Origin of the sequence: Kribbella sp. NPDC026596 (assembly GCF_040638415.1) — a bacterium.
In the GTDB taxonomy this organism is placed as follows: Bacteria; Actinomycetota; Actinomycetes; order Propionibacteriales; family Kribbellaceae; genus Kribbella.
On the sequence record NZ_JBEZYF010000118.1, the window covers coordinates 1 to 14,672 of the forward strand.

Annotated in this window: 15 protein-coding genes and 1 pseudogene; 7 read left to right on the plus strand and 9 right to left on the minus strand. The window is 67.6% G+C overall.

The features are described 5' to 3' along the window. Nucleotides 1–1,003 (plus strand): annotated as a pseudogene (locus AB0E63_RS44910) (hypothetical protein); the annotation flags it as partial. 226 nt (nucleotides 1,004–1,229) lie between these two features. Here AB0E63_RS44910 and AB0E63_RS44915 read toward each other — a convergent pair. Further along, on the minus strand, nucleotides 1,230–1,553 hold the full coding sequence (locus AB0E63_RS44915) for a hypothetical protein (protein WP_360380593.1): 324 nt from the start codon (nucleotides 1,551–1,553) through the stop codon (nucleotides 1,230–1,232). Nucleotides 1,554–1,709: 156 nt separating this feature from the next. After that, the gene (locus tag AB0E63_RS44920) at nucleotides 1,710–2,006 is read right to left on the minus strand and encodes a hypothetical protein (RefSeq protein WP_360380596.1); all 297 of its coding nucleotides are present in this window, start codon (nucleotides 2,004–2,006) and stop codon (nucleotides 1,710–1,712) included. Nucleotides 2,007–2,084: 78 nt separating this feature from the next. Here AB0E63_RS44920 and AB0E63_RS44925 point away from each other — a divergent pair, with 78 nt between their 5' ends. Next, nucleotides 2,085–2,870 carry a hypothetical protein gene (locus AB0E63_RS44925; RefSeq protein WP_360380598.1) on the plus strand — a complete coding sequence of 262 codons (786 nt, stop codon included), beginning with the start codon at nucleotides 2,085–2,087 and terminating at the stop codon, nucleotides 2,868–2,870. Nucleotides 2,871–2,927: 57 nt separating this feature from the next. Here AB0E63_RS44925 and trpD read toward each other — a convergent pair whose 3' ends face one another. From trpD to AB0E63_RS44940, 3 genes are all read right to left on the minus strand, one after another. After that, nucleotides 2,928–3,971 carry an anthranilate phosphoribosyltransferase gene (trpD, locus tag AB0E63_RS44930; RefSeq protein ID WP_360380601.1) on the minus strand — a complete coding sequence of 348 codons (1,044 nt, stop codon included), beginning with the start codon at nucleotides 3,969–3,971 and terminating at the stop codon, nucleotides 2,928–2,930. Nucleotides 3,972–4,099: 128 nt separating this feature from the next. After that, nucleotides 4,100–4,519: a hypothetical protein gene (locus tag AB0E63_RS44935; RefSeq protein ID WP_360380604.1), complete on the minus strand. Its 420-nt coding sequence runs from the start codon at nucleotides 4,517–4,519 to the stop codon at nucleotides 4,100–4,102. Nucleotides 4,520–4,576: 57 nt separating this feature from the next. Next, nucleotides 4,577–5,494, minus strand: coding sequence for a cytochrome c oxidase assembly protein (locus AB0E63_RS44940; RefSeq protein WP_360380607.1), 918 nt, complete (start codon nucleotides 5,492–5,494; stop codon nucleotides 4,577–4,579). Between the two features lie 82 nt (nucleotides 5,495–5,576). Here AB0E63_RS44940 and AB0E63_RS44945 point away from each other — a divergent pair, with 82 nt between their 5' ends. From AB0E63_RS44945 to AB0E63_RS44960, 4 genes are all read left to right on the plus strand, one after another. Then, nucleotides 5,577–6,239: a heme-copper oxidase subunit III gene (locus tag AB0E63_RS44945; RefSeq protein WP_360380610.1), complete on the plus strand. Its 663-nt coding sequence runs from the start codon at nucleotides 5,577–5,579 to the stop codon at nucleotides 6,237–6,239. Next, nucleotides 6,236–7,102 carry a cytochrome c gene (locus AB0E63_RS44950; RefSeq protein ID WP_360380613.1) on the plus strand — a complete coding sequence of 289 codons (867 nt, stop codon included), beginning with the start codon at nucleotides 6,236–6,238 and terminating at the stop codon, nucleotides 7,100–7,102. The genes AB0E63_RS44945 and AB0E63_RS44950 overlap by 4 nt, the downstream gene beginning before the upstream one ends. 76 nt (nucleotides 7,103–7,178) lie before the next feature. After that, entirely contained in the window at nucleotides 7,179–8,228 is a 1,050-nt protein-coding gene (locus AB0E63_RS44955; protein WP_360380615.1) for a Rieske 2Fe-2S domain-containing protein, read from the plus strand. Further along, nucleotides 8,225–9,898 (plus strand): ubiquinol-cytochrome c reductase cytochrome b subunit, encoded by a 1,674-nt coding sequence (locus AB0E63_RS44960; protein ID WP_360380618.1) that lies wholly within the window; start codon nucleotides 8,225–8,227, stop codon nucleotides 9,896–9,898. Before AB0E63_RS44955 ends, AB0E63_RS44960 begins: the two co-directional genes overlap by 4 nt. Before the next feature lie 63 nt (nucleotides 9,899–9,961). On the opposite strand, the gene AB0E63_RS44965 is transcribed toward AB0E63_RS44960, so the two are convergent. Beyond that, nucleotides 9,962–10,426, minus strand: coding sequence for a helix-turn-helix domain-containing protein (locus AB0E63_RS44965; RefSeq protein ID WP_360380621.1), 465 nt, complete (start codon nucleotides 10,424–10,426; stop codon nucleotides 9,962–9,964). Nucleotides 10,427–10,466: 40 nt separating this feature from the next. Here AB0E63_RS44965 and AB0E63_RS44970 point away from each other — a divergent pair, with 40 nt between their 5' ends. Further along, complete coding sequence (locus AB0E63_RS44970) at nucleotides 10,467–11,297, plus strand: alpha/beta fold hydrolase (protein WP_360380623.1); 831 nt, start codon at nucleotides 10,467–10,469, stop codon at nucleotides 11,295–11,297. Between the two features lie 54 nt (nucleotides 11,298–11,351). Here AB0E63_RS44970 and AB0E63_RS44975 read toward each other — a convergent pair whose 3' ends face one another. From AB0E63_RS44975 to AB0E63_RS44985, 3 genes are all read right to left on the minus strand, one after another. Further along, the gene (locus tag AB0E63_RS44975) at nucleotides 11,352–12,590 is read right to left on the minus strand and encodes an Ig-like domain-containing protein (protein ID WP_360380626.1); all 1,239 of its coding nucleotides are present in this window, start codon (nucleotides 12,588–12,590) and stop codon (nucleotides 11,352–11,354) included. Nucleotides 12,591–12,790: 200 nt separating this feature from the next. Continuing rightward, on the minus strand, nucleotides 12,791–13,186 hold the full coding sequence (locus AB0E63_RS44980) for a cytochrome c oxidase subunit 4 (protein ID WP_360380628.1): 396 nt from the start codon (nucleotides 13,184–13,186) through the stop codon (nucleotides 12,791–12,793). Further along, on the minus strand, nucleotides 13,183–14,672 hold a 1,490-nt coding region (locus AB0E63_RS44985; protein WP_360380630.1), incomplete at its 5' end, for a cbb3-type cytochrome c oxidase subunit I. The genes AB0E63_RS44980 and AB0E63_RS44985, both read right to left, overlap by 4 nt.

Below are 14,672 nucleotides of genomic sequence, written 5' to 3' on the forward strand. Positions count from 1 at the left end.
GCAGACCGCCGGTGAGGCTTGGGGTGGGGGGCAGCAGACCGCCGGTGAGGCTTGGGGTGGTGGGCAGCAGACCGCCGGTGAGGGTTGGGGGGCTGGGCAGGGGAACGGTGCTGGGGAGCAGAACGGCGGCGCGAACTGGGGTGGGGGGCAGCAGACTGCGCAGGCTTGGGGTGAGCAGGGTGAGGCCTGGGGTGGACAGCAGCAGGAGGTTGGCTCGGGTGGGGCTGGGCGTGGGGGGAAGCGGGAGAAGAAGGGCAAGGGAGCTGGGGACGGGGGCGGGCCTTCCGGGGCGAAGATGCCGTTGATCGTCGGTGGCGTGGTTGCGCTGGTGATGTTGGTGGTGGCGGCGATCTTCCTGATCGTCAACCCGGGCGACAAGAAGGCGGACCCACGGCCCACCGGTACGCCGACCGCGCAGCCGACCGGCAGTCAGCCGACGAACCAGCCGACGGGTCAGAGCAGCACCAAGCCCGGCCAGTCGAAGAACCCGAAGCTGCACGAGGGCGCGCGGATCTCGTCCGACGCGATCTCGTTCCCCCGCCGTACGGCGCCATGGTCGGACCGGAAGCGGCTGGTACCGCAACTGCTCAACTCGAGCGGGCAGTACATCGTGCTGCAGGAGAAGTTCGACGGCAAGAACGACTGGTACGCCGACATCTTCGTCGGCGCGCTCGGCACGGGCTCGGGGTTCAACGGCGACCCGAAGGCGACCGCGGCGGCGCTGTCGATCCAGCTGCGGACCAACCTGTACGGCGACATCCCGGTGACGTTCAAGACCATCGCCAACGGTGCGGTGAAGCGGTCGGACAAGTCGGGCTGGTTCTTTCAGCAGACGGTGACCGCGAACTCGGCCAAGGTGACCGCCCGAGTGCTTACCCTGACTGTGGCCGTTTTCGACCTCGGTGACGGCACTGCAGTCGCGTACATCAGCGACATCCCCAACACCCGGCCGGATCTGAGGGCGGCCGAGAGTCAGGCCTACAAGGGAATCAACGTTGGCTGAGAACGAAGACCAAACCCCACAACCGCCCCGGTCCGCCCGGCACAGCGCCCCACCACCCGGAGGCAGTAACCCCCCGCAGTACGACAACCACCAACAGCCACCCAACCCAGTCGGCCAACCGCTGCCCCCCGAGCAAGGCGGTCCCGTAGAGGCCCCTGGGTACGGCGGTCCCGCCCAGACCCCCGGGTACGCCGGTCCCTCACAGCCACCCGGGTACGCCGGTCCCTCACAGGCACCCGGGTACGCCGGTCCCGCACAGGCGCCCGGGTACGGCGGTCCCGCACAGGCACCCGGGTACGGCGGTCCCGCACAGGCACCCGGGTACGGCGGTCCCGGGCAGGCGTATCCGGCGAGCCCGGTGGGTGGTTCGGCGGATGCGTTGTCCGGGCAGTCGCCTGCGCCGGCGCCGCCGCCTCCACCGTCGGCCGCGCCGTCCCACTCCGCCGGGTCGCAGCAGCCAGCCGGTACGCCATACCCGGGACAGCAGCCCGGCCAGCCGCAGCCGTACCAGCAGCAGCCCGGCCAGCAGCCCCCGGCGGCGCCACAGCACTCGGCACCTCAACACGCCGTGCCCCAGCAGCAGCCGCGGCCGAACCTGCAGACCGGCTGGCAGCAACCCGGACCACAGCAGTCGGGGCAGCAGCAGGCGGGGCAGCAGTACTCAGGTCCGCAACAGACCGGCCCGCAGCAATCGGGTCCGCGGCAGTCAGGGCAGCAGCACGCAGGTTCGCAACAGCCGCCTGCGCAGCAGGGTCAGCAGCAGGCGGGGCAGCAGATGTGGGGAGCGCAGCAGCATCGGCCGCAGCACGGCGGCCAGCAGCAGGGTCGTCAGCAGCCAGGCCAGCAGACGTGGGGCCCTCAGCAACCAACTGCCTACCCGCAGCAGCCGACCCACCCCCAACACGGCCAGCCGCAATACGGGCAGTCCCAGCCGGGCCAGCCTCAGCCAGGCCAGGGGCAGCAGGGCCAGTATGGGCAGGGGCAGCATGCCCAGACGCAGCATGGGCAGCAGGTGTATGGGGCGGTGCAGTCGGCGGGGTATGGGCAGCAGGACGGTCGGCCGGCCCAACACAGTGGGCAGATGGGGTTTGGGGAGCGGTTGGCTGTTGGTGGGGAGGCGAAGGGTGGCGGGAAGCCGCCGATGGATTCTGGGACGAAGGCGCGGCTGATCGGGGCGCTTGTGCTGGTGATCGCGGCCTTGGCGACCACCGGGCTGAGTGTCGGCTGGATCTGGACGAAGGCCGACGCGGTCACCCCGGTCGCGCTCCCCTCCGGTAACCAGGCTCCGATCGAGACCGTCAGCCCGTCGGTGCAGCCGTCCGAGACGCCGACACCGGTCGGCAAGGTGCTCGGCACCGAGATGGTTGCCGCGAACAACGACTCGATGCCGATCATGAGCTCGGCCTGGACCAACTACTCCGACGAGACCGGTCTGTGGGGCGGCGCCGCGATCTGGTTCACGGTGCACAACAACTACGACGGCAAGGGCGCGAAGTGGGGCAACGTCACCAGCTTCGGCCAACTGCCTCCCGACATCCCGTACAAGAACACCGCGGCCGGCCTGAAGGAGGCCACGGTGCAGGTGGGGTCGCGGGCGATCATCGGCCTGTACACCAAGGACGTCAAGGTCCTGCCCGGTACCACCCACAAGGCGATCACCGTCGGCGGGCACCCCGGCCATGAGCTCGTCGCCAAGGTCGCGGTGAGCCAGCCCGGCGTCAAGGAGACCTTCTCGACCGTGATGGTCGCGGTGATCGATCGCGGCGACGGCACGGCGGCCGTGTCGATCGCCGACATCGCCGGGTCCACGCCCGCGTGGCAGAAGGTCTGGCGCTCCAAGGTCAGCCAGATCGAGATCAACAAGTAAACGCGCAAAGGGCCGGCGGGGACATCCCCGCCGGCCCTTCCGTCACGTCAGCAAGCGTCAGCCGCGCACCTCGGCGCAGGCAGCGATCCACCGATCCAGCGTTTCCTTCGCCGCGCCCGAGTCGATCGCCTCCGCGGCCCGGTCCATCCCACTCCGGATCCGGCTGGTCACGTCTCCCGGCTCCGGCTCGTACGCCGCCAGCGCCGCCCCGGCGTTCAGCAGTACGACGTCCCGCACCGCACCCGGCTCACCGTCGACCAACGCCCGTACGACCTTCGCGTTGTACGCGGCGTCCGCACCCTTCAGCGCATCCGCGGACACCGGCTCGATCCCGAGCTCCCGCGGATCCACCGTGAACGGACCCTCGACCGATCCCCCGCCGACACTCCACACCTTCGACGTCGTCCGCGTGGTCAGCTCATCGAGCCCGTCATCACCGTGGAAGACCAGCGCGTCGATCCCGCGTCGCGCGAGCACTCCGGCGATCAGGCCGGCGATCCGCTCGTCCGCGACGCCGACGGCCTGCGCCGACGGGTCGCCCGGGTTCGCCAGCGGGCCGAGCAGGTTGAACGTCGTCGGTACGCCGAGCTCACGCCGAGGTACTGCGGCATGCCGAAGCGCAGGGTGGAACGCGGAGGCGAAGCAGAACGTGATCCCGACCCGCTCCCCCACCTCGGCGACCTGCGCCGCGGTGAGATCGAGCGGGATCCCCAGCTCCTCCAGGACATCGGCCGCACCACATGCCGACGAGGCCGCACGGTTGCCGTGCTTGACCACTTTCGCGCCGGCTCCGGCCGCGACGATCGCTGACATCGTGCTGATGTTCACTGTGTGTGCTTGGTCACCACCCGTCCCGACCACGTCCAGCGTCCGGCCGGAGACCGTGACTCGCCCGGCGAAGTCACGCATCGTCGCGACCAAGCCTTCGACCTCGCTCACCGTCTCGCCCTTGGCCCGCAGCGCGATCACGAACCCGGCGAGCTGCGCCGGCGACGCGGCACCGGACAGGATCTGCTCCATCGCCCACGCGGTGGCGGCGGCCTCCAGGTCCTCACGCCGCAACAACGGATTGAGCACCTGCGGCCAGGTGTAGTCGGTCATGGGGCCTCCCGGCCTGGACTGAGGAGCGGAGGGAGCGCAGCGACTGGAGCGACGAGGGAAGGCCGGGAGTAAAGCCCCATGACCCGCCGAGCCGGAGGCGAGGCCCAAAGCACAGCCATGATGCGTGGTCAGGCGGTGGTGGCGGGGAGGTTGGCCAGGCGCTGGCGGAGCAGGTCCGCGGTGACCTCGGCCATCCGGATCGGGTCGATGGGGTGCGAGACCGCGCCCTCGGCCCGCGACCAGGTCGCCAGCCAGGCGTCCTGCGGACGGCCGGTGATGACCAGGACCGGCGGGCACTGGAAGATCTCGTCCTTCAACTGCCGGGCGATCCCCAAGCCACCGGCCGGAACGGCCTCGCCGTCCAGGATGGCCAGGTCGACCCCGCCCTTGTCCATGGTCTTGATCACGGCCGGCTCGGTCGCGCACTCGACGTACTCGAGCTCGGGCAGATCGGCGGCCGGCCGCTTACCCAGGGCCAGCCGGACGGACTCCCGCGTCGTACGGTCGTCGCTGTAGACCAGCACCTTCAGCGGACGCTCTGAACTCATCGATCCATCCCAAGTTCTGTGGCTGTACGAAAGGACATGCGAACAACAGGGGGAATGCTACCGGGGCGTCTGTCCGGCCCGGCGAGCCTGTTCCTCCAACCGGTCCAGCCGGCGGTCCTCGCGACGGGCCTCCCGCTGCGATTCCCGCACCCATTGGACGAACAGTACGGCGAAGAACACCACGCCGACGAGGTCACCCGAGCCCCACAGCAGGCCGCCCGCGATGTACTGGTCATGCAGTGGTGACGGCGGCCAGGACCGGCCGAAGCTCGTGTACCAGTCCTCGGCGATCAGCTTGTTCGCGGACATGATCGTGATGCCGAGGAACGCGTGGAACGGCAGTGTGAGGAAGATCAGCAGCAGCCGGAACGGGTAGATCACGCGCCCCGGCACCGGGTCGATCCCGAGCAGCGGCCAGAAGAACAGCGCGCCGACCAGGATGAAGTGCAGATGCAGCAGGTCGTGCAACACGGTCGAGTGCAGGGTGGCTTCGTACCAGCCGCTGAAGTAGAGCGCCCACGGGCTCAGCACGAACAGCGTGAAGCCGACGAGCGGGAAGCAGAGCACCTTCGCGACCCGCGAATGCAATACGGAGAGCAACCATTTCCGGGGACGCTGCGGAAGCGTGCGCAACGCCAAAGTGATCGGCGCGCCGAGCGCCATCGCCAGCGGCGTCAGCATCGACAGGATCATGTGCTGGACCATGTGCACGCTGAGCAGCACCGTGTCATAGGTGCCCAGCGCCGACTGGGTCGCGATCACCGCACTTCCGAGCCCCACGCCGACGAACGAGAACGTCCGGGCCCGGGACCATTTGTCGCCCCGTTTGCGCAGCTTGTGGACGCCGTACAGATAGAGCGCGCCGAGGACGACGATCACACCGAGTAACACCGGTTCGAAGGTCCAGGCCGTCAGCAACCGCAGCGGCGTGAACGGCTCGATCTGGTCGCCCGGCGTGGCGTGGAGGGGAAGCACGCTTCCACAGTAGAAACAACGGTTCGGCGACATGCACGGGGGTGGTCGTGGCTCTGGACAGGCGGACCGACATAATGACCGCGTGGCCACTGCAACTGCGCTCCCAGCGTCTCGTGAACACGGACACCACGACCGTCCCAGCATGGTCAGTGTCGGCACGATCGTCTGGCTTTCGAGCGAACTGATGTTCTTCGCCGCCCTCTTCGCGGCGTACTTCACGATCCGGTCGGTGACGACCGCTTCCGCCGCTCCCGGGACCGAGACCCTCTGGCAGGCGTCGACCGAGATGCTGAACGTGCCGTTCGCTTCGGTGAACACGTTCATCCTGGTCGCGTCGTCGTTCACCTGCCAGGCCGGTGTGTTCGCCGCCGAGCACGGCAAGGTGGGCCGGAGCGGCTCGCTGGCGAACGTCCGTGCCTGGGGCATGCGTGAGTGGTTCATCCTCACGTACGTGATGGGCGCGGTCTTCATCGCCGGTCAGGTCACCGAGTACGCGAAGCTGGTCCACGAGGGCATGACGATCTCGTCGTCGCCGTACGGATCGGTCTTCTTCCTGACCACCGGCTTCCACGGTCTGCACGTGACCGGCGGTCTCATCGCTTTCGTGTTCGTCCTGGCCAGGACGTACATGGCTCGTAAGTTCACCCACGAACAGGCGGTCTCGGCGATCGTCGTGTCCTACTACTGGCACTTCGTCGACGTGGTCTGGATCGCCCTGTTCGCGACCATCTACCTGCTCAAATGAGTGAGAAGAGACATTCCTTGTCACCGGCGCGCTTCCTCTCCGCACGTCGACGGCACCGGTCAGCCGGCCTCGTCGTGCTCTTGTTCGGCCTCCTGGCAGTGGGTTCGGCGTACGCCGCCTTCGCCCCTGACAACGCGGTCGCGGACAACTCGGCCCAGTCCCAGCAGATCGAGGAGGGCAAGAAGCTCTTCGCGGTCGGTTGCTCCAGCTGCCACGGCCTGAACGCCGAGGGCGGTGGCAACGGCGAGGGCAAGATGGCCGGCCCGTCGCTGATCGGCGTCGGCGCGGCCGCGGTCGACTTCCAGGTCGGCACCGGCCGGATGCCCGCGATGCAGCCGGGTGCGCAGATCCCGCGCAAGACGCCGGCGTACACGCAGGAGGAGATCGAGGCCCTGGCCGCGTACGTCGCCTCGCTCGCCCCCGGCCCGGCCGTCCCGGCGCAGGAGTCGTACGACGTGAGCAAGGCCACCGACGAGCAGGTCACCCGTGGTGGCGAGCTGTTCCGGACGAACTGCACGGCCTGCCACAACTTCGCCGGCCGTGGCGGCGCACTGCCGAACGGCAAGTACGCGCCGTCGCTGATGGGCGTCAGCGAGAAGCACATCTACGAGGCCATGCTGACCGGCCCGCAGCAGATGCCGGTCTTCTCCGACCAGGTGATGCAGCCGCAGGACAAGGCCGACATCATCGCCTACCTGAAGGCGCTGCAGGCGCAGAAGGACCCGGGTGGCTTCGGTCTCGGCCGGCTCGGACCGGTCTCTGAAGGACTATGGGGTTGGCTGGTCGGTATCGGCCTGCTGGTGTGTGTAGCGGTGTGGATCGGCGCCAAGGGCGTCAGGGCCAAGGGAGCGAAGGCCGAGTGAACGAGCGTAGCGAGATCACCATCAAGCACAGTGCGCCGCGTGTCTCATTCGCGCCCGGAGCGAAGCGAGGACGTGAATGAGCGACGACAAGCTTCCCGCTGTCAGGGCGGAAGAGGAGCACAGTCAGGTACAGGTGGCGGAGCCGATCCCGGACCCGGGTATCGAGCCGCACGAGTACCGCATCACCGACATCGACCCGAAGGCCGCCGACCGGGTCGAGCGCCAGGTCGCGACGATGTTCACGCTGGCCGGCCTGCTCGCGCTCGGTTCCTGCGTGGCGTACTTCGCCATCAAGCGGGACGCCGTGCTCGAGTTCGGCCCGCTGTCCGGCAACGCCAACAACATGATCATCGGCCTGTGCCTCGGCCTGGCCCTGTTCCTGATCGGCGCCGGCGCGATCCAGTGGGCCAAGAAGTTGATGGTCGACGAGGAGATCTCCGAGGACCGGCACGACGCCCACTCCACGCCCGAGCAGATCGCCGACATCACCGAGGCCTTCCAGCAGGGTGTCGCGGAGTCCGGGTTCACGCGGCGCAAGCTGATCCGGCGTTCGCTGTTCGCGGCGATGGGCCTGCTCGGCCTACCGGCCATCGTGCTGCTGCGTGACCTCGGTCCGCTGCCCGGTCGCAGCCTGTACAACACGATCTGGGCCAAGGGCATCCGGGTCGTCAACGACGTCACGGACCGCCCGATCAAGCCCTCCGACATGGTCATCGGCCAGCTGGTCAACGCCGCGCCCGCCAACCTGGCGCCGCTGCAGGAAGCGAGCCCGGTCGCGTACCAGAACGCCAAGGCGAAGTCCGCGGTGATCGTGGTGCGGATCAAGCCGAGCGAGATCCAGGCCCCGCCCGGGCGGGAGAACTGGGGTGTCGACGGCATCCTGTGCTACTCCAAGATCTGCACCCACGTCGGCTGCCCGATCTCGCTGTACGAGCAGACCACCCACCACGTGCTCTGCCCGTGCCACCAGTCCACCTTCGACCTGGCCGACGGCGCCAAGGTCGTCTTCGGCCCCGCGGCCCGTCCGCTGCCTCAGCTACCCTTGGCGGTGGACAGCGAGGGCTACCTGGTCGCACAAAGCGGCTTCACCGAGCCGGTCGGCCCGAGCTTCTGGGAACGAGGGTGACACCAGTGTCAGACACGAAACAGTTTCCGCCTCCGGTCAAGTACCTCGACGACCGCCTCGGGATCGGCAAGATCGGCCGGAAGAACCTGCGCAAGGTCTTCCCGGACCACTGGTCGTTCATGCTCGGCGAGATCGCGCTCTACAGCTTCATCATCCTGATCCTCACCGGCATCTTCCTCACCTTCTGGTTCCGGCCGTCGATGGCCGAGGTCGAGTACCAGGGCTCGTACAGCCTGCTCAAGGGCCTGCACATGTCCGAGGCCTACGCCTCGACGCTGGACATCTCGTTCGACATCCGCGGCGGTCTGCTGATGCGGCAGATCCACCACTGGGCGGCGGTGCTGTTCATCGCCGCGATGATGGTGCACCTGCTCCGCATCTTCTTCACCGGCGCGTTCCGCAAGCCGCGTGAGCTGAACTGGGTGATCGGCTTCACGATGCTGTTCCTCGGCATCATCGAGGGCTTCATCGGTTACGGCCTGCCCGACGACCTGCTGTCCGGCACCGGTCTGCGGATCACCAACGGCATGATCCAGGCGTCGCCGGTGATCGGCACGTACCTGAACTTCTTCATCTTCGGCGGTGAGTTCCCCGGCGACGAGTTCGTCTCCCGGTTCTTCACCATCCACGTGCTGCTGATACCGGGGTTGATCCTTGCCTTGGTCACGGTGCACCTGTTCCTGGTCGTGTACCACAAGCACACGCAGTACCCGGGCCCCGGCCGGACCGAGAAGAACGTGGTCGGCTACCCGCTGATGCCGGTGTACATGGCCAAGGCCGGCGGCTTCTTCTTCGTCGTCTTCGGCATCACCGCGTTGATGGGAGCGCTGCTCCAGATCAACCCGGTCTGGTTGTACGGGCCGTACAACCCGGCGGAGGTGACGGCGGGATCCCAGCCGGACTGGTACATGGGCTGGCTGGAAGGCTCGGTCCGGATCTTCCCCGGATTCGAGTCGCATTTCTGGGGCGTCACGCTGAGCTGGAACCTGCTCATACCGGCGCTGATCGTGCCACCGGCGTTCGTCACCCTCGTCGCGCTGTATCCGTTCATCGAGGGCTGGATCACCGGGGACAAACGCGAGCACCACCTGCTGGACCGGCCGCGCAACATGCCGACCCGGACCGGGATCGGCGCCGCCTTCATCACCTTCTACGCCCTGCTGTGGATCGGTGGTGGTAACGACCTGGTCGCCACTCAGTTCAACGTGTCGCTGAACAACGTGACCTGGTTCCTCAGAGTCGCGATCTTCCTCGGCCCGGTGCTGGCGTTCTGGGTCACCCGGCGGGTGGCGATCTCGTTGCAGCGCGCCGACAACGACCGGCTGCTGCACGGCCTGGAGACCGGTGTGATCGTCCGCTCCCCCGAGGGCAAGTACACCGAGAAGCACGAGCCGATCGGGACGAACGAGGCGTACGAGCTCACCGCCCGGGAGCGGCGCCTGCCGTTCGACCCCGGACCGGAGACCGACGACAACGGTGTCCGCGCCCCGCGCCGCGCCCTGAACAAGCTGCGCGCCCGGCTGTCCCGCTTCTACTACGCCGACGCGGTGCAGAAGCCGACCGCCGAGGAGCTCGAAGCGGCCCACGAGCACGGTCACGACGCGGACGAGATCCACGACCTGACGAGCGAGACGGAGACCTACCGCGAGGTCACCAGCGACCGCTCCTGACGTCGTACCAGCACGGCGTTGCACTAAGCGAAAGGCCCCGGCATCACGCCGGGGCCTTTTCGCTTACCCGAGGGCTTCGGAGACCGCGGTCAGGTAGCTCTTCACGAGGATCTGCTCGGCTGGGTCGAGTGCTTCGGTGGTGGCGATCAGGCGCTCGAGGAGAGGGCCGAAGAACTGCCAGCCGAGGTCGATCGCGGCATCGGAGACCTGAAGGCGGGAGCTGCGGCCGTCTGAGCGGCTTCTGAGGCGTTCGACGTGCCCGGCGGCCTCCAGGCGGTGGATGACGGCCGTCGTCGCTTGAGAGGTCATTCCAAGCTGCTGAGCCAACCAGCTGGGCGTCGCCTCCACACCAGCCCGTTCGGCGTCCAGAAGCCGGACGAGCGCCCGTACGTCGGTGCCGTGCAGACCTGACGTCCGGGCGAACTCGCCCACCGTCAGCTCGAGCCGCAGCGCGACGTCCCGCAACCGGTGCACCAGGTCCAGCGCCGCCGCCCGCTCGGGGTCGGCCGGCATCACTCCTTCACGCATACCCCGCAATTTACCTCACTGAGTGAGCTATTCTCGCGTCATGACCTTCCAGGACGCGTATGACGCCCTCCTCGCCCGCTGGGAAGTCCCGGTGGAGCAGCTCGAGCTCGCCGACGAGTTCGGCACCACGCACGTGAACGCGTGTGGTCCGGCCGACGGCCCACCCGTCGTACTGCTCCCCGGGTACGGCGCGACGTCATCGGTGTGGTTCGCCGTCGCACCACGCCTCGCCGACCGCCACCGCGTGTACGCCGTGGACCTGATCGTCGACGCGGGACGCAGTACCAACACCGGGCAGAAGCCGACGACGCCGGCCGACCTACACACCTGGCTCACGAACACCCTCGACGGCCTGGGGATCGCCCAGACGGCGCTCTGCGGTCACTCTTACGGCTCCTGGATCGCGCTGACCTACACCCTCGCGCACCCGGACCGCGTCGACCGGCTCGCCCTCCTCGACCCCACCGACAGCTACCTCGGCCTCCGGCTCCCCTACGTCCTGCGAGCGTTGCCGAGCCTGCTGCGCCCCTCGCAGGACCGCACCAAGTCCTTCCTCCGCTGGGAGACCCAAGGATTGCCCGTCGACCCGGGATGGCTGGAACTCGCCGGCTTGGCCGCCAAGCAGCCCTCGACCCCGTTCGTCCGCACCAAGCGCCCCACCGACGACCAACTGCGGAACCTCCGCCCGTCTCCCCTGGTCTTCGTCGCCGGCCGCAGCAAGAGCCAGAACCCCGCCAAGCTGACCCAGCGCGTCACCACCCTGAACCCGACGGCGACCGTCGTACGCCTCGACTCCGCCACCCACCACTCGCTGCCTGTACTGCACGCAGACGAGGTCGTCCCCGCCCTGACCAAACACCTGTTCAACTGAGGCGACCCCCTCTCCACGGGCATGTGGGAAGGGGGTCGCGTCGGTGTGTGGCGGTCAGGAGAGAGCTGAGCCGGCCTTGTAGGCGGCCCAGGTGGTGTTCCAGTCGGTCCAGCCGTTGCCGGGCTCCATGTGGCGGGTCGTACCGGTGACGATCACGGGGTCGCCGCGCAGGGTCTGCTTGAAGTACCACTGGGCGTCCGCGAGGCTCATGCCGACGCAGCCGTGGCTGACGTTGGCGCTGCCCTGGCTGCCGGCCGACCACGGGGCGCCGTGGATGAACTCACCGGAGCTGGTGACTCGCTGGGCCCACTTCACGTTGCTGATGTTGTAGTACTCCGGGTCGCCCGGCTTGATGCCGACGGTCGCCGCGTCCATCCGCTTGGTGGTGAACTTCTCCATGATCACCTTCACGCCGCTGCGGGTGGTGAAGCCGTCCTTGCCGGCGGTGATCGGGATGCTCCGGGCCAGCTTGCCGTTGATCGTCACGGTCATCGTGTGCTTCGTGACGTTCACGTTGCTGACGACCGACGGGCCGATGGTGAAGGCGATCTTGCGGCTGCTCGAGCCCCAGGTGCTGTTGCCGGCGTTGACGCCCTGGGTGTCGATGTTGACGGTCACCTTGGTGCCGGCCGGCCAGTAGTTCATCGGCCGGTAGTTGACCTGCTTGCTGTTCACCCAGTGCCAGGTGCCGGTGACGGGGACCGAGGTGGTCACCTTCAGCCGCTTCTCCACGGCCGCGCGGTCCTTGACCGGGTTGTTCCAGTAGATCTGGATCGGCAGCGCCACGCCGACGGTCTCACCGTTCAGCGGGACGACCGAGGCCTTGAGGCTCTTGGCCGCCTTCAGCGTCTTGAAGGTCGAGTTGATCGGCACGGATGCGCCATCGGTGCCCTCGGCGGAGCCGCTCACCGTGTACGACGCGCCGGGCTTGAGGTGGTCTGTGGAGGTCCACTTCGTCTTGTCCGTGTTGAAGCTGCCGTCGACCTTGTCGCCGTCGTCGTCCTTCACCGTGACGTCGCTCAGCTTGCCGGTCGAGGTGGACACGGTCACCGGCTTGTCCGGCTGCGCCGAACTGGCGCCCCTGGCGGGCACGATCGAGATGGCCGCCTCGGCCGGATCCTGCGACGGCGTGGCCGACTCTCCCGGGGTGGTCGAAGCGCCCGGAGTACCACCCTGTGTCGTCGACGCGCCGGGTGTCGAGGGGTTGTTCCCGCCCGCTTCCGTGTCGCTGCACGCCGTACCGGCCAGCAGCAGCACACAGATCCCCGCCACGGCAAGGCCGTGCTTCCTCACCGAACCGCTCACCATTCCCCAGCTCTCCCCTGTTTCGTCAAACCGCCGCCAGGGTAACCCGTCGTACGGACAGACCTTTGGCAACGCACCGCCACCTGAGTGGTACGGACCACAACGGTCCGTTACCGGTGGCATCTCTAAAGACGCACGAAAACGCCGCCCGGTTCGTTCCCGGACGGCGTTTTTCGTACGACGCTCAACTAGTGGGCGTGGTCACCGCGGTAGTACTCGAAGATGAAGCCGCTGAGCGTGACGATGCCCAGGCCGCAGCCGGCGATGAACAGCCACCAGCCGAAGACGATACCGAGCACGACGACCGACAGCGTCAGCGCGCACCACAGCGGCCACCACGAGTACGGCGGGAAGAAGCCGAGCTCACCGGCTCCGTCCACGATCTCGGCTTCCTTGCGGTCCTCCGGCCGGGCGTCCATCCGGCGCGCGGTGATGCTCAGGTAGAACGCCACCAGCAGCGACAGGAAGAACGTCATCACCAGCGCGGTGGTCCCGGTCGGGTCCTCCGACATCAGCCAGTAGATCGGCGTGACCACCAGCACGAACACGCTCAGGATCCCGAAGACCCAGGCTTCGATCTTCACGCCTTGTCCTTCCCCTCGGCCTCGGTACCGGCGATCTCCTCGAGATGCTCGACCCGGCCCTGGTCCTCACCCGCGTCCAGCAAGTTGTCCTTGCCGGCCCGGTTGTCCGGGTACTCGGCCAGGGCGAGGTCCGCGTGGTGCAGGTCGAACGCCGGGCTCTCGGACCGGATCCGCGGCAGCCGCTCGAAGTTGTGCCTCGGCGGTGGCGAGCTGGTCGCCCACTCCAGCGACCGGCCCCAGCCCCACGGGTCGTCGACGCCTACCTGCGGCGACTTGCGCGACTTGTAGACGTTGTAGAAGAACGGCAGCATCGACAGGCCCAAGATGAAGGCACCGACACTGGACACCTCGTTCAGCGTGGTGAAGCCCTCGTTGGCGCCGTACGACGCGTAGCGCCGCGGCATGCCCTCGACACCCAGCCAGTGCTGCACCAGGAACGTGGTGTGGAAGCCGATGAACAGCAACCAGAAGTGCAGCTTCCCGAGCTTCTCGTCGAGCATCCGGCCGGTGAACTTCGGCCACCAGAAGTAGAACCCGGCGAACATCGCGAACACGACCGTGCCGAAGACGACGTAGTGGAAGTGCGCGACCACGAAGTACGAGTCGGACAGCTGGTAGTCCAGCGCCGGCGAGGCCAGGATGATGCCGGTCAGACCACCGAACAGGAAGGTGGTCAGGAAGCCGATCGCCCAGAGCATCGGGGTGTCGAACGACACCGATCCGCCCCAGATCGTGCCGATCCAGTTGAAGAACTTCACCCCGGTCGGGACCGCGATCAAGAACGTCATGAACGAGAAGAACGGCAGGTTCACCGCGCCGGTGACGAACATGTGGTGTGCCCACACCGCCACCGAGAGCACCGCGATACCGAGCGTCGCGCTGACCAGGCCGATGTAGCCGAAGACCGGCTTGCGGCTGAACACCGGCAGGATCTCGGTGATGATGCCGAAGAAGGGCAAGGCGATGATGTACACCTCTGGATGCCCGAAGAACCAGAACAGGTGCTGCCACAACAATGGCCCGCCGTTCCCGGCGTCGAAGACGTGAGCCCCTAGAGCTCGATCCGCCTCCAGCATCAGCAGCGCGCCGGCCAGGATCGGGAACGCGATCAGCACGAGGATCGAGGTCACCAGGATGTTCCAGGTGAAGATCGGCATCCGGAACATCGTCATACCGGGTGCGCGCATCGTGATGATCGTGGTGACGAAGTTGACCGCACCCAGGATCGTGCCCAGACCGGCCATCCACAGACCCATGATCCACAGGTCACCGCCGATGCCCGGCGAGCGGACCGCGTTGGACAGCGGGGCGTAGGCGAACCAGCCGAAGTCGGCCGCACCACCCGGGGTGAAGAACCCGCTGATGGTGATCAGGCCGCCGAACAGGAACAGCCAGAAGCTGAACATGTTCAGCCGCGGGAACGCGACATCGGGGGCGCCGATCTGGATCGGCATGATCTCGTTCGCGAAGCCGACGAACAGCGGCG